The 14009-nt window shown below is 70.3% G+C and carries 12 protein-coding genes; 7 read left to right on the top strand and 5 right to left on the bottom strand.

Annotation, left to right across the window (positions count from 1 at the left end):
- Positions 1–148: 148 nt before the first annotated feature.
- The 4 genes from ASF35_RS12315 to ASF35_RS12300 are packed head-to-tail and all read left to right on the top strand — an operon-like array spanning position 149 to position 5695.
- Positions 149–2614, top strand: a complete 2466-nt coding sequence (locus ASF35_RS12315; RefSeq protein ID WP_055967843.1) for a DNA topoisomerase (ATP-hydrolyzing) subunit A — start codon at positions 149–151, stop codon at positions 2612–2614.
- Positions 2615–2618: 4 nt separating this feature from the next.
- A complete protein-coding gene (locus ASF35_RS12310) occupies positions 2619–3362 on the top strand; it encodes an LppX_LprAFG lipoprotein (RefSeq protein ID WP_055967840.1) in 744 nt (247 codons plus the stop codon).
- Between the two features lie 3 nt (positions 3363–3365).
- Entirely contained in the window at positions 3366–5204 is a 1839-nt protein-coding gene (locus ASF35_RS12305) for an MFS transporter (protein ID WP_082495497.1), read from the top strand.
- Positions 5201–5695, top strand: a complete 495-nt coding sequence (locus ASF35_RS12300) for a carbonic anhydrase (RefSeq protein WP_055967828.1) — start codon at positions 5201–5203, stop codon at positions 5693–5695. The genes ASF35_RS12305 and ASF35_RS12300 overlap by 4 nt, the downstream gene beginning before the upstream one ends.
- Positions 5696–5702: 7 nt before the next feature.
- On the opposite strand, the gene ASF35_RS12295 is transcribed toward ASF35_RS12300, so the two are convergent.
- Both ASF35_RS12295 and ASF35_RS12290 read right to left on the bottom strand, forming a co-directional pair.
- Positions 5703–6650 (bottom strand): DUF1707 domain-containing protein, encoded by a 948-nt coding sequence (locus ASF35_RS12295; protein WP_055967825.1) that lies wholly within the window; start codon positions 6648–6650, stop codon positions 5703–5705.
- A gap of 28 nt (positions 6651–6678) precedes the next feature.
- On the bottom strand, positions 6679–8733 hold the full coding sequence (locus ASF35_RS12290) for a DNA topoisomerase IV subunit B (RefSeq protein ID WP_311210558.1): 2055 nt from the start codon (positions 8731–8733) through the stop codon (positions 6679–6681).
- A gap of 267 nt (positions 8734–9000) precedes the next feature.
- Here ASF35_RS12290 and ASF35_RS12285 point away from each other — a divergent pair, with 267 nt between their 5' ends.
- Positions 9001–9231, top strand: coding sequence for a hypothetical protein (locus tag ASF35_RS12285; protein ID WP_055967819.1), 231 nt, complete (start codon positions 9001–9003; stop codon positions 9229–9231).
- Between the two features lie 78 nt (positions 9232–9309).
- Here ASF35_RS12285 and ASF35_RS12280 read toward each other — a convergent pair whose 3' ends face one another.
- On the bottom strand, positions 9310–10797 hold the full coding sequence (locus ASF35_RS12280; protein ID WP_156364780.1) for a phospholipase D-like domain-containing protein: 1488 nt from the start codon (positions 10795–10797) through the stop codon (positions 9310–9312).
- 252 nt (positions 10798–11049) lie between these two features.
- Here ASF35_RS12280 and ASF35_RS12275 point away from each other — a divergent pair, with 252 nt between their 5' ends.
- Positions 11050–11247, top strand: a complete 198-nt coding sequence (locus tag ASF35_RS12275) for a DUF6458 family protein (RefSeq protein ID WP_055967812.1) — start codon at positions 11050–11052, stop codon at positions 11245–11247.
- A gap of 213 nt (positions 11248–11460) precedes the next feature.
- On the opposite strand, the gene ASF35_RS12270 is transcribed toward ASF35_RS12275, so the two are convergent.
- The gene (locus tag ASF35_RS12270) at positions 11461–11712 is read right to left on the bottom strand and encodes a hypothetical protein (protein WP_055967810.1); all 252 of its coding nucleotides are present in this window, start codon (positions 11710–11712) and stop codon (positions 11461–11463) included.
- 545 nt (positions 11713–12257) lie between these two features.
- Here ASF35_RS12270 and ASF35_RS18090 point away from each other — a divergent pair.
- The gene (locus ASF35_RS18090) at positions 12258–12413 is read left to right on the top strand and encodes a hypothetical protein (protein WP_156368036.1); all 156 of its coding nucleotides are present in this window, start codon (positions 12258–12260) and stop codon (positions 12411–12413) included.
- 248 nt (positions 12414–12661) lie between these two features.
- On the opposite strand, the gene ASF35_RS12260 is transcribed toward ASF35_RS18090, so the two are convergent.
- On the bottom strand, positions 12662–14008 hold the full coding sequence (locus ASF35_RS12260) for an RNA polymerase sigma factor (RefSeq protein WP_082481910.1): 1347 nt from the start codon (positions 14006–14008) through the stop codon (positions 12662–12664).
- Position 14009 lies beyond the last annotated feature (1 nt).

Below are 14009 nucleotides of genomic sequence, written 5' to 3'. Positions count from 1 at the left end.
CCAAACCTACCCCGTACGGGCGCCCGTCCCGGGCGCGGAGGAGCCCGGGCGTCCCTCGGGCGGCGTGGCGGCTGGGGCGCACGGCCCCGGACCGGGAGAATCGAGAGGTCGCCCATCGGGTGGCACGTCGTCAGCCAGGAGAGGATGCATGGCCCGCAGCAGCACCCCGAACCCCCCCGAGGAGTTCGACGAGCACATCATCGACACCGACATCACGGACGAGATGAGTGCGAGCTACATCGAGTACGCGTACTCGGTGATCTACTCCCGCGCCATCCCCGACGCCCGCGACGGGCTCAAGCCCGTCCAGCGGCGCACCCTCTTCACGATGGACGACATGGGGCTGCGCAACGACCGCGGCCACGTCAAGAGCGCCCGTGTCGTCGGCGAGGTCATGGGTCGGCTGCACCCGCACGGCGACAGCGCCATCTACGACGCGCTCGTCCGGCTGGTCCAGCCGTGGTCCATGCGACTCCCGCTGGTGGACGGCCACGGCAACTTCGGCTCGCCGGACGACCCGCCCGCGGCCATGCGCTACACCGAGTGCCGCATGGACGAGGCCGCCGAGGCCATGACGGCCTCCATCGACGAGGACACCGTCGACTTCAAGCCCAACTACGACGGTCGTGAGCTGGAGCCGAGCGTGCTGCCGGCCTCGCTGCCGAACCTCCTGGTCAACGGCGCATCCGGCATCGCCGTCGGCATGGCCACGAACATCGCCCCGCACAACCTCGTGGAGGTCGTGCAGGCGCTGCGCCACCTGATCGAGCACCCGCGGGCCGACCTCGACGACCTCATGCGCTTCATCCCCGGCCCCGACTTGCCGACCGGCGGCAAGATCGTCGGGCTCGACGGCGTCCGCGACGCGTACGCCACGGGCAACGGCTCCTTCCGGATGCGCGCCACCACGCGGGTCGAGAACGTGACCCCTCGCCGCAAGGGCATCGTGGTCACCGAGCTGCCCTACAACGTCGGCACCGAGAAGGTCGTCGAGGCCATCAAGAAGCTGGTCCAGGCCAAGAAGCTCCAGGGCATCTCCGACATCAAGAACCTGACCGACCGGCACAAGGGCCTGCAGCTGGTGATCGAGGTCAAGAACGGCATCGTGCCCGAGGTGCTCCTCGAGCAGCTCTACAAGCACACGCCGATGGAGTCGTCGTTCTCGATCAACGCGGTCGCCCTCGTCGACGGCCAGCCCCGCACGCTGGGCCTCAAGGAGATGCTCGAGGTCTTCCTGGCGCACCGGTTCCAGGTGGTCCGTCGGCGCAGCGAGTTCCGGCGCGCCAAGGCCGCCGCCCGGCTGCACCTCGTCGAGGGGCTGCTGGTCGCGATCCTCGACATCGACGAGGTCATCCAGCTGATCCGCAGCAGCGACAACCGCGGCGAGGCACGCAGCCGCCTCATGGGGGTCTTCGACCTCAGCGAGGCCCAGGCCGACTTCATCCTCGACCGCACGCTGGGCAGCCTCACCCGGTTCTCGCGGATCGAGCTCGAGAAGGAGGCCGACGAGCTGCGCGCCGCGATCGAGCGGCTCGAGGAGATCCTCGGCGACGACGGCGTGCTGCGTGCGGTCGTCTCCGACGAGCTCGACGCAGCGGCCCAGCGCTTCGGGACGCCCCGACGCACGGTGCTGCTGGAGTCCGCCGGTCAGACCGTCACGGCCGCGGCGCAGCTCGAGGTCGCCGACGACCCGTGCTGGGTGCTGCTGTCGGCCACGGGGCTGCTGGCCCGAACGAGCGACGACTCCCCGCTCGGCGACGTCGGTCGACGCTCCAAGCACGACGTGGTCGTCTCGGCCGTGGCGGCGACGGCGCGCGGCCAGGTGGGCCTGGTCACCGCCGACGGCACCGTGCACCGGCTCGACGTCCTCGACATCCCGACCTTGCCGGCCACCGCCCAGGCCCCGCACCTGCAGGGCGGCCTGCCGCTGCGCGAGCTGCTCGCGACCTCGGCACCTGCGCTGTGCCTCATGTCGCTCGAGGCCGAGGGCCCCGGGCTTGCACTGGCCACCCGCGCCGGTGTGGTCAAGCGGGTCAAGCCCGAGGTGCTGTCGCGTGACTCCTGGGAGGTCATCGGCCTCGCCGACGGCGACACCCTGGTGGGCGCCGCGCCGCTGGCCACCGGCGACGAGCAGCTCGTCCTCGTCACCTCCGACGCCCAGCTGCTGCGCTTCGAGGCCGGCCTGGTCCGTCCGCAGGGTCGCGGCGGCGGCGGTGTGGCGGGCGTCAAGCTGGCGGCAGGTCAGCGGGTGGTCGGCTTCGGCGTGGTGCGCGACGTCGAGTCCGCCCACGTGCTCACGATCTCCGGCTCGGGCGACGCGCTGCCGGGCACGCAGACCGGGGCCGCGAAGGTCAGCCCGCTCTCGGCCTACCCGGCCAAGGGCCGGGCCACCGGCGGCGTGCGCTGCCACCGGCTGCTCAAGGGCGAGGACGGCCTGATCCTCGGCTGGGTCGGCGACGGAACCCCCGTGGCGTGCGCCACCAGCGGGTCCCCCGTCGACCTGCCCGAGATCGACCCGAGGCGCGACGGCTCCGGGGTCGCGGTCGCCCAGCCCGTGCTCGCCGCCGCCTCGCCCGCAGGTCTGCTCCCCGGACTCCCGACCGTGCGAGACTGAGCGCGTGCGTCCCACCTCTCGTCCCGCCCGCTCCCGCGTCCTCCTCGTCGTCGCCACCGCCCTCGCCGGCGCGCTGCTCGTCGGCTGCACCGGAGGCGGTGACGACGCCGATCCCGGCACCGACACCTCGGCCCTGCAGAAGCGGCTCGACACGGCCAAGAAGACGATCGACGAGGCCGAGACGGTCGAGGTCTCGCTCGCGACGTCCTCGGTGCCCGACGGCGTCTCGGGCCTGCTCTCGGCCAAGGGCAAGGGCAACCACTCCCCCGCCTTCACCGGCGACGTGAAGGTCTCCACCGGCGGAGCGACCCTGTCGGCCGAGGTGGTCGCCGTGGACGGGACGGTCTACGCCAAGACCGACATCACCCCGGTGTACCTCACGATCGACCCGGCGTCCCTGAAGGCCCCGGACCCCGCAGGGCTCATCGACGCCGACACGGGTCTCACCCAGATCCTGGTGCAGACCGACGACCTCGAGGAGGGCAAGAAGTCGCGCGACGGCCAGGACGTCCTGACCTCCGTCACGGGCACCCTGCCCGGGTCCGTCGTGTCGCAGATCATCCCCTCGGCCACCAAGGGTGCACGCTTCGACGTCACGTACCGGCTCACCGACGACGACGTGCTGCGCGACGCCACGATGTCCGGCCCGTTCTACGGCGGCAGCACGGACGTCACGTACACGGTGCGTCTGGCCACCTCCGACGAGCCGATCGAGATCGAGGCACCGGCCCGCACCGGCGGCAGCTGACCCGTGCGGGACTCCGGCAGCTCGGCCGACGAGGTCGACGACGCCCGATCCGAGTCGTCGTCGGGCCCCGTGCTGGCGTCACGGACGCTGCTCGGGCTCGCCGCGGTGGCGATCGCCTTCGCGGCCGCCGACACGTACGTGGTCGTGCTGGCCCTGCCCGAGATGATGTCGGCCAGCGGGCTCGACGTCGACGAGCTGCAGCGTGCCGCCCCGATCATCTCGGGCTTCCTCCTGGGCTACGTGGGCGTGCTGCCGCTCATCGGGAGGATCTCCGACCTCCGCGGCCGCGTCCCGGTGCTCCTCGGCTCGCTCGTCGTCTTCGCGGTGGGCTCCCTCGTGACCGCCGCCGCCTACGACCTGACCACGATCGTCGCCGGGCGACTGCTCCAGGGCGTCGGCGGCGGCGGACTCATCCCTCCCACGCTGGCGCTCGTCGCCGACCTGTGGCCGCCCCGCCGACGCGGGCTCCCCCTCGGGGTCGTGGGCGCCGTGCAGGAGCTCGGGAGCGTGCTGGGGCCGCTGTACGGAGCGGTCGTGCTGGCCTTCGGCTCGTGGCGGGACATCTTCTGGCTCAACGCTGCCGTCGGGCTGGTCCTGGCCGCCGTCATGCTGCGACTGCGTGACGCCGCCCCCGCCGCCCCGCCGCGCGGTCACGCCGCCGCGTCACCCGACCGCCCGCCCGGTCGGCCCGACCTGCCCGGCTTCGGCCTGCTGGCCCTCGCGCTGACGGGCCTCTCGCTGGTCATGCTGCAGCCCGAACGCCTCGTCACCGGCGTCACCGCCGGGCTGGCGTTCCTTCCGGTCACCGGCGACTCCCGCTGGCTGACCCCGCTCGCGCTCGGCACCTACGTCGTCGCCGCCCTGTTCGTGGTGCGCCAGGCCACCGCCCGCCGGCCGCTCGTGCAGTGGCGCAGCTGGGGCGAGATCGCGCGCAGCACCGACCTCGTCGGGGCCGCACTCCTCGCGATCGCCCTCGCCGCGGTGATCGTGACCTTCGCCTCGGCCGAGCCGGAGTCCGGCACGCTCTCGCCCCAGGCCCCGTGGCTCCTGCCCGTCGCCGCCCTGGCGACCGTCGGGTTCGTGTACCGGCAGCGCACGGCGACCGAGCCCCTGGTCCCGCGCGGCGCCCTGTCGGCCCGGCCGGCCTGGGGCGCCCTCGTCGTCTCCTTCGTCATCGGAGCCGCCCTGATCGCGGCTCTCGTCGACATCCCCTTCTTCGCCCGGCTCACCGTCCACCGGGACTCCCAGCTCGACGCGGCCCTCGTGCTCGTGCGCTTCCTGGTGGCACTCCCGGTGGGCGCGGTGCTCGGCGGCTGGCTCCTGCGCCGCGTCCCGGCGTCGTGGCTGACCGCGGTGGCCATGCTGGTCAGTGCGGCCGCGTTCTGGCACATGGCCACGTGGGACGCGCAGTCGTTGGCCAGCGAGTGGGAGACGCTCTCGCTCGTGGCGGCCGGACTGGGCTTCGGGCTCGCGATCGCACCGGTCAACGCCGTGCTGCTCGAGCACACCGCCGACGCCGTCCACGGCGTCGCGAGCGCCCTGCTCATCGTGGCCCGCATGGTCGGCATGCTCATCGGCGTCTCGGCGCTGACGACCATCGGGCTGCGGGCGTTCTACTCGGCCTCGTCGCGGATCCCGGCGGCGTCGGACCTCTGCACCGGGGAGGTCCAGCTCTGCCAGGCGTACCGTGACGCGGTGCGCGACGCCGGCATCGCGCAGCTGCACGCCGTGTTCCTCGGGGCAGCCGTCTGCGCGGTCGTCGCGGCGGGCCTGTCGCTCTGGCTCCTACGTGAACCTGCTCATACCCGCACGCGCAGCAGCGGTACTACGCTGCCCCTGTGACGGACTTCGACGACCTTCTCGCAGCCAACCGAACCTTCGCCGACTCCTTCGCCCTCACCGGCTTCGACGGCATCGCCCGTGCCGGTGTGGCCATGGTGACGTGCATGGACTCGCGCATCGACCCGCTCGGCATGATCGGCCTCCAGCCCGGTGACGCGAAGATCCTGCGCAACCCCGGCGGCCGGGTGAACGACGACGAGCTCGTGGCCCTCGTGCTGGGCGTGCACCTGCTCCAGGTGAAGCGCGTCCTCGTGGTCGAGCACACCCGGTGCGCGATGGCCTCCTCCACCGAGGAGCAGATCCACGAGCGCGTCTCCAGCAGCACCGGCACCGACTCCACCTGGATGAGCATCGGCCCGATCGACGACCAGCAGCGTCAGCTCCGGGCCGACGTGCACCGCGTGACCTCGCACCCGCTCATCCCGGACTCGATCGACGTCGGCGGCTTCCTGTACGACGTCGACACCGGCCTGCTGCAGCAGGTCGTCTGAGCCAGGCTCAGTCCTGGAGCAGCAGGCCGTCGGAGTCGTAGGTCCGGCTCTGCACCGCTGCGCCGTCCCCGACGGTGACCTCGAGCAGGGGGTCCTGCCCGTTCTGCGGTCTGACCCTGATCATGATCGTGGGGTCGGCGTCGGTGTCGACCGCGAACCGGGCGTCGTCGACGGCGGTCTGCACGGCCGAGGCGTCGATGCGGGCGAGGTCGGCCACGGGACGCTCGGGGAGGTCCGCGCGGGTCATGCCCTCCACCCACACGCTCGACGAGTAGGTCCAGTCGGTCGAGGCCGTCGGCTCGTCGGTCGTGGCGGTGCCGGTGTCCTCGCCGACGCGGTACGCCGAGACGACGGTGGTCCCGGAGGCGGCGGCGAGGTCGTCCACACGCTCGTCCCACCACTGCTCGACCTGCTCGACCGCAACGACGTCACTGCTGTCGAAGTCACTGCCACCGAAGAAGAGGCTCAGGACGAGCCCGCCGGCACCCAGCAGGCAGGGAGCCAGGAAGAAGAACGCCACCACGGCGACGATGCAGCCGATCGTCCGGCGGTTGGTGCCGGAGGTGCGCTCGCCCACCTGCGGGGTCCCACCGAACCCGGGCGGCGGCCACGCACGGCCCGGCGCCTCGCCGGGGCTCGTGGCCGGTGGCCCCGGGAACGGGCTGCTGCCCGCCGACGGGGCAGGCTGGTCGGCCGCGGGCGACGCCGGGAACGACGGCTGCGCCGCATCGCTCGACGCGGTGGGCCGAGAGGGCGGCGGATCGGCCGGACGGTCGGTCAGGTCGCGGACCACCATGGCCAGGTCGCCTCGGGTCGAGGCCGCGTCGATCTGCTCCATCCGCAGCGACCGGTCGACGGCCGAGATGCGCCCGGCCGCGTAGGCGGCGTCGACGGCGCGTCGAGCGGTGCGCCGGTCCCCGCGTCCGGCTCCCCCGGGATCGCTGATGTCGCTCACGGCGGCATCGTAGCGACGTGGAGCAGGCTCACGCGTCGATCAGGTCGGAGTCGACCTCGTAGGCGCTCTGCACGATGAACTCCTTGCGCGGAGCGACCTCGTTGCCCATCAGCAGCTCGAACACACCGGCGGCGCGCTCGGCGTCGTCGACCGTGAGCCGGCGCAGCGTGCGGTGGCGGGGGTCCATCGTGGTCTCGGCCAGCTGGTCGGCGTCCATCTCGCCCAGGCCCTTGTAGCGCTGGATGGGGTCCTTCCAGCGCACGTTGCGGCGCTTGAGGTCGGCCAGGGTGCGCTGCAGCTCGGCGTCGGAGTAGGTGTACTGGTACTTCTCCTGCCCCTTCTTGGGGTTGACCAGCTCGATGCGGTGCAGGGGCGGCACGGCCGTGTACACGCGGCCCTCCTCCACCAGCGGACGCATGTACCGGAAGAACAGCGTGGCCAGCAGGCACCGGATGTGGGCGCCGTCGGAGTCGGCGTCGGCCATGAAGATGATCCGGCCGTACCGCGTCTGGTCCAGGTCGAAGGTGCGGCCCGAGCCGGCGCCGACGACCTGGATGATCGACGAGCACTCCAGGTTCTTGAGCATGTCGCCGACGCTGGCCTTCTGGACGTTCAGGATCTTGCCGCGGATGGGCAGCAGCGCCTGGAACTCCGAGTCGCGCGCGGACTTCGCGGTGCCGAGCGCGGAGTCGCCCTCGACGATGAACAGCTCCGTGCGGTCGGCGTCAGCGGCGCGGCAGTCGGCCAGCTTGGCGGGCAGGGCGCTGGACTCCAGGGCGTTCTTGCGGCGCTGGTTGTCGCGCTGCTGGCGGGCCATGAGCCGGGTGCGCGACGCGGCGACGACCTTCTCCATGACGAGGCGCGCCTTGGCCTTCTGCGCCGTCTTGGTGGACGTCAGGAACGCCTTGAGCTCGCGCGAGACGACCTGGTTGACGATCTTGGTGACGGCCGGGGTGCCGAGCACCTCCTTCGTCTGGCCCTCGAACTGGGGCTCGGCGAGGCGCACCGTGACCACGGCGGTCATGCCCTCGAGGACGTCGTCCTTGATGACGTCGACGTCGCCGGACTTGAGCAGCCGGGTGGTGCGCAGCGTGTCGTTGAAGGTCTTGGTGAGGCCGCGCTCGAAGCCCTGGACGTGGGTGCCGCCCTTGGGCGTGGCGATGATGTTGACGAAGGACCGGACCTGGGTCTCGTACCCGGTGCCCCAGCGCAGCGCCACGTCGACGCCGAGGTCGCGCTCGACCTCCTGGGGCGTCATGTGGCCCTTGGAGTCGAGCACCGGGACGGTCTCGGTGAAGGCGCCGTGGCCCTGCAGGCGCAGCACCTCGCTCACCGGCTCGTCGGCGGCGAGGAAGTCGCAGTACTCGGTGATGCCGCCGTCGTGCTTGAACGACTCCTCGACCGGCTCGTCGCCGCGCTCGTCGCGGATGACGATCTCGAGTCCTGGCACGAGGAACGACGTCTGCCGCGCGCGGGTGACGAGCTCCTCGTAGGAGAACGTGGCGGTCTTGATGAAGATCTGCGGGTCGGCCCAGTAGCGCACCCGCGTGCCGGTGACCGTCTTCTTGACCCGGCCGCCCTTGTGCAGGGTGTTGTCGGCGGTGAAGTCCGCGGTGGGTCCGTCGCCGGCGAAGACGCCCGGCTCACCCCGCCGGAACGACATCGACCACGTCGCACCGGACTTGTCGACCTGCACGTCGAGGCGGGAGGACAGCGCGTTGACGACCGACGCGCCGACGCCGTGCAGGCCGCCGGTGGCGTTGTAGGAGCCGCCGCCGAACTTTCCGCCGGCGTGGAGCTTCGTGTACACGACCTCGACGCCGGTGAGCCCGGTCTTGGGCTCGATGTCCACCGGGACGCCGCGGCCGTTGTCGCGCACCTCGACCGAGCCGTCGGCGTGGAGCACCACGTCGATGCGGTCGCAGTGGCCGTCCAGCGCCTCGTCGACGGAGTTGTCGATGATCTCCCACAGGCAGTGCATGAGTCCACGGGTGTCCGTGGAGCCGATGTACATGCCGGGGCGCTTGCGGACCGCCTCGAGTCCTTCGAGGACGAGCAGGTTGCGTGCGTCGTAGGTCGACAACTCAGTGGCCTCCACCGGGTGGTTTCGCGTCGGGTCGTACGGCGTCGGACACCGTGCGTGCAGGCGATCGCCGACCCCCTCGCCAGCCTAGTCAGAAGGTCCCCGGTGACCGGTCTGACACGCGGCGCGCCGACCCACCTCCGCAGGTTTGGCGACGGTCGGCAGTATCTATGTCGTATGTCACCAACTCCGGCGCGGAACAACAGCCCGTGGTTGGATGTTGAGTCAGACGTACCCGCTGAACGACGACGCTGAGGAAGAGAGAACATGATGGCTGCAGTCGCCGAGCTTCCCGGTCTGAACGCGACCGACCGCTGTGACCGTTGCGGTGCGCAGGCGTACGTCCGCGTCGAGCTGGCCGGCGGTGCCGAGCTGCTCTTCTGCGCGCACCACGCCCGTGAGCACGAGGACAAGCTGCGTGAGGTCGCCGTGTCGATCCACGACGAGACCGGACGCCTCGGATCCGAGCCCACCGCGGCCTCGAACCCCGAGGTCTGACCGAACACGAACGTACGAGAAGGGCCCCTCACCGCTGAGCGGTGAGGGGCCCTTCTCGTGGTGCCACGAGGGCGCTGGTCAGTACGACCAGTTCCGGGCGCCGGAGCTGCGCCAGATGGCGTACCAGTGCTCGAGGTACTCCTTGTAGACCGACGGGTCGGTCGTCTCGGTCGTGATCTCGTCGCTCACCACCAGGTTGGACCCGGTGAGGGCGGCGGACCCGGCCTGGACGACGCGCACGAAGGTGCCGTCGGGGTACTTGGAGAAGTTCTCGCCGTTGGGAAGCAGCTCCTCCTTGTTCCACGGGTTCGACTTCAGCTTCGCCTCGACGAGCATCGTCTTGTCGTGGGGCTTGGCGTAGGCGGCCGGGATGCGCGTGACCGAGGTGCGGAACACGTCGAGGATCGGCTTGCAGATGCGGATGTACTGCTGGCAGTGCGCCGTCCGGTTGGCCTTGATCTCGTCGCGGAACGAGATCGCCTCGACGAGGCAGCCGCGCTCGGTGAGCCGCGTCAGCTTCTGCGCCACCGCGATGCGGCGGTACTTGAAGCGGTTGTGCTGCAGGCGGATCTTGCACGTGGAGTCGGGGACGACCCGGTTGAGCAGGTTGATCACCGGGTCGCGGCCGTTGGCCGGCGACGCCGAGATCGGCGTCGGGTAGTAGGTGGTGTTCGAGAGCTCGGAGTAGAACATCCCGTTGACCGCGAACGCCGTGCGGTAGCCGTCGCTCGTGGCGCCGCTGTAGCCGTAGCGCGACGAGTTCTTGGCGATGTAGCGCGGGTAGTCGTAGTTGTAGGTCTTGCCGATGTTGCGCTCAGCCCACATGTCTTGGAAGAACTCGCGCATCTGCAGGAAGATCTTCTTGTCGTTGTAGGTGGTCCACCCGTTGTTGAAGGTGTACTCACCACTCGGCCCGCCGAGGTTGGCCGAACCGGACCAGGAGGCGCCCCACGCCTGCTTCTTGTCGCGGTCGAAGGTGTTGGCGACCAGCAGCACCTTCGAGTGCATGATGGCGCCGTTGAGGGTGGACAGACAGGCGAGGCTCTTGCCCTTCGCGCAGATCTTGAAGTGACCGTGCTTGAGCGACGTCAGGCTCTTCTGCAGCGCGCGCGACTCCTTGGACTGCGAGGCCTTGCCGTGGATCATGTAGACGTCGACGCCGGCCTTCGCGGCCTTGATGAGCTCGCGTCCGACGCGCTTGGAGTTCTCCATGCGCGAGACCGAGATGTAGACGTAGTTGGCGCTGCGGACGGCCGACGAGCGCAGCTTGCCGGTGTTCGGGTCCTCGTAGGAGCCGCGGATCAGCCGCTCGAGGTCGTTGAGCAGCGTGTAGTCGCTGGCCTTCATGTAGCTGCCGTTGGGCCGGGAGAAGTTCGGCTCGACCTTGACCTCGTAGTCCGGGCCGTACGGGCGGCTCTGCGCGGCCGTGGTCTCCGCCGCCTGGGGGCTGACGTCGCCAGAGGTGGGTGCCGGGGTCGGGTCGGGCGTGACGTTGGTGGGCTCGGCCGCGTCCGCGGTCGGCGAGGGCGAGGGGGTCTCCACCGCGGAGGTGGGGGCTGCGCTCAAGGCACCGACCAGGACGGCCGAGCCGAGCAGGCCAACCCCCAGTCGACGCACGAGTCGGCCCGTTCGGTCGTAGCTACGCACCGCTGTGTCTCCCGAGATCGACGTGTGGGTCGCGACAGTCTAACTCAGAGTCACCCCGCGTCTGGGCAAGACGTCTTTCCAGGTCCTGCGCGCCGAGGTGCGGGCCGGGGCGGTCCGTGCCACGCTCGGCGAAGTCGGCCACCACGGTCGACGTCGAACCGAGGAGACATCATGCAGATCGGCAGCTCGCTCTTCCTGCTGGCAGCAGGCGCCATCCTGGCGTTCGCCGTCCAGGACGCCGTCAACGGGGTCGACCTCACCATGGTCGGCTTCATCCTCATCGCCGTCGGGGCACTGGGTCTCATCGTGTCCCTGATCCTGAGCGGCCGCAGCCGCGACCGTCGCGGGGAAGTCCCCCCGCCGCGCTGAGCCGCGCATCGGCACTCGCGACGCACCACGACAAGGGCCGGGACGATCCTCGAGATCGTCCCGGCCCGTTGTCATGTCTGGACCCGGGTGGGAGCCGTCCGACTGTGCGGTCTCGCAGGTGAGATCAGTCGGACGCGAGGCGCCGGCGCGCCCGGCGGAACGTGAGCTCCGCTGACGACGTCCGGAGCTGCCCGACCTCGGTCGGCCCGAGGATCACGTGCGGTCCGTCAGGCCGAGGAGGAACTGCACCAACAGCCTCGTCGCTGCGAGCACCATGCACACGATCAACGTGGCGCCGATGAGGTGGCCGTCGAACCCGCGGGTGTCGACCCCGGCGAGATGCAGGAGTCCCCAGCCGATCAGTGCCAGGACGTACAGGACCAGGGCGTAGGTCCACAGACGCGGAATCGAGATCTCCGCACGCAGGAGCGATCGCCGCACCGCGCTCTCGGCAGGTCCCGACACGTTGAGAGCGTATCGAGGTCTGGACGGCGAGCGCTGCGGCGCATCCACAGGCACCATCCCCCGGGACGAGTCGCGGGGGGACAGATGGTCACGATCCGGCCTCGTCGATCTCGACGTCGACATCTCCTCGGGAAGAGCCGTGTCGCTCGATGCCATGGGACGATTCGTCAGTGAGAGCCACTTTCGCGGCAGGCCTGGCGTTGGCGGTGTCCGCTGCTTCCTCCGGATGCGGGAATCTCGTCGGCTACATCCCACCGCCTGCCGGGATCACCGGGGTTCGCCTCACGGCCGACGACGAGGTCGAGATCGTCTCGTAGGTCTGCGCCCCGGACGTCGACACGTTGAGCGTGGTCTCCGACCGCGAAGGACTCGACGACGAGGAGGAGAACCCGGTCCAGGCTCTGTCGACCCACGACGGCCCCGTGACAGGGTTGGTGACCATCAGGCTCGGTGAGCCAGGAGGCGAGTGGGGCCCTCAGCTTGATCTCGACCTCGAGGACGGGGCCGGCTACCTCATCGATCTGTCGAGTGACGATCGGTTGACCATGTCCGTGTGGCTCACGCCGGGGTGGTCCGGGAAGCTGCGCCCGGGTGTCGTCTACGTGATGGCTGACCCGTGGCCCGACACCGCGACGCTTCGAGCGATCACGACCGACCAGCTCGAGTCGGAGGCACGCCGCGCCTGCGACGCCGAGGGTTGACGCGCCTGGGATGCGGAGGGTTGGCGGTGCCCCTCTGAAGTCCGCCGACAGGCTGCCCGCCCACGCACCGTGTGGCGCGATGGCCACACGCTCGGCGACGAGGCCGGTGGACCCGGTAGGCCAGGCCCGTCTCGGCGCCGCCTTCGAACTGATCTGGACCAGGAGCGCCGCGCGGTTCCGGCTCGTCGCCCACGCGTTCCGATTCTTCCTGGGATTCCAGTCAGATCCGAGCGCGTGGGCGGCACGACTCAGTCGAGGTAGTCGCGCAGGACCTGCGAGCGGGACGGGTGGCGCAGCTTGCTCATCGTCTTGGACTCGATCTGGCGGATGCGCTCACGCGTGACGCCGTAGACCTTGCCGATCTCGTCGAGCGTCTTCGGCTGGCCGTCGGTCAGGCCGAAGCGCATGGAGACCACGCCGGACTCGCGCTCGCTGAGCGTGTCGAGGACGGCGTGCAGCTGCTCCTGCAGGAGCGTGAACGACACGGCGTCGGCCGGGACGATGGCCTCGGAGTCCTCGATGAGGTCGCCGAACTCGCTGTCGCCGTCCTCGCCGAGGGGCGTGTGGAGGCTGATGGGCTCGCGACCGTACTTCTGGACCTCGACGACCTTCTCGGGCGTCATGTCCAGCTCGAGCGCCAGCTCCTCCGGGGTGGGCTCGCGGCCCAGGTCCTGGAGCATCTGACGCTGCACGCGAGCCAGCTTGTTGATGACCTCGACCATGTGCACCGGGATGCGGATGGTGCGGGCCTGGTCGGCCATGGCGCGCGTGATGGCCTGACGGATCCACCAGGTGGCGTAGGTCGAGAACTTGAAGCCCTTGGTGTAGTCGAACTTCTCGACCGCACGGATGAGACCGAGGTTGCCCTCCTGGATCAGGTCGAGGAAGAGCATGCCGCGGCCGGTGTAGCGCTTGGCCAGCGAGACCACGAGGCGCAGGTTGGCCTCGAGCAGGTGGTTCTTGGCCCGGCGACCGTCGACGACGATCCAGTCGAGCTCCTCACGGACCTTCTCGGAGATGCGACCGCCCTTGGCGAGCTTCTCCTCGGCGAACAGGCCGGCCTCGATGCGCTTGGCGAGCTCGACCTCCTCACCGGCGGTGAGCAGCGAGACCTTGCCGATCTGCTTGAGGTAGTCCTTGACCGGGTCGGCCGTGGCGCCGGCGACCATGACCTGCTGGACGGGCTCGTCGGACTCGTCGGCCGCCGACAGCGTGAAGCTGGACTCCTCGTCCTCCTTCAGCGTCGGGTCGTTCTTGAGATCCTTGACGAACTCCTCGTCGGGGATGTCCGGCAGGATCTTCTTGCCCTGGGCGTCGACCTTGGCGGCCTCGCCTGCGGCGGGCACCTCGAGGACGTCGGCGATGTCGACCGGCTTCTCGGCCGTCTTCTTGGCGGCGGTCTTCTTGGCCGGAGCCTTCTTGGCGGGCGCCTTCTTCGCCTGCGTGGAGGGCGCGGCCTTGCTGGCCGGGGCCTTCTTGGCGGGAGCCTTCTTCGCGGTCGAGGAGGCTGCGGGCTTCTTGGAAGTCTTCGTCACGGGCTCTTCTGATCTCGCGGGTGGGCTGGGCGGTACTGCTCGCGCCGGGTCGTGGGGCAAG

This window comes from Aeromicrobium sp. Leaf291, from assembly GCF_001423365.1.
Classification (GTDB): Bacteria; Actinomycetota; Actinomycetes; order Propionibacteriales; family Nocardioidaceae; genus Aeromicrobium.
The sequence above is the reverse complement of the archived record's forward strand: the minus strand, read 5'-3'. Positions and strand labels throughout refer to the sequence as shown.

Excerpts from the sequence above, each read along its gene's own strand:
- ASF35_RS12315 (WP_055967843.1), top strand. The coding sequence starts at position 149 with ATGGCCCGCAGCAGCACCCCGAACCCCCCCGAGGAGTTCGACGAGCAC.
- ASF35_RS12285 (WP_055967819.1), top strand. The coding sequence starts at position 9,001 with ATGATGGCTGCAGTCGCCGAGCTTCCCGGTCTGAACGCGACCGACCGC.
- ASF35_RS12275 (WP_055967812.1), top strand. The coding sequence starts at position 11,050 with ATGCAGATCGGCAGCTCGCTCTTCCTGCTGGCAGCAGGCGCCATCCTG.
- ASF35_RS18090 (WP_156368036.1), top strand. The coding sequence starts at position 12,258 with ATGTCCGTGTGGCTCACGCCGGGGTGGTCCGGGAAGCTGCGCCCGGGT.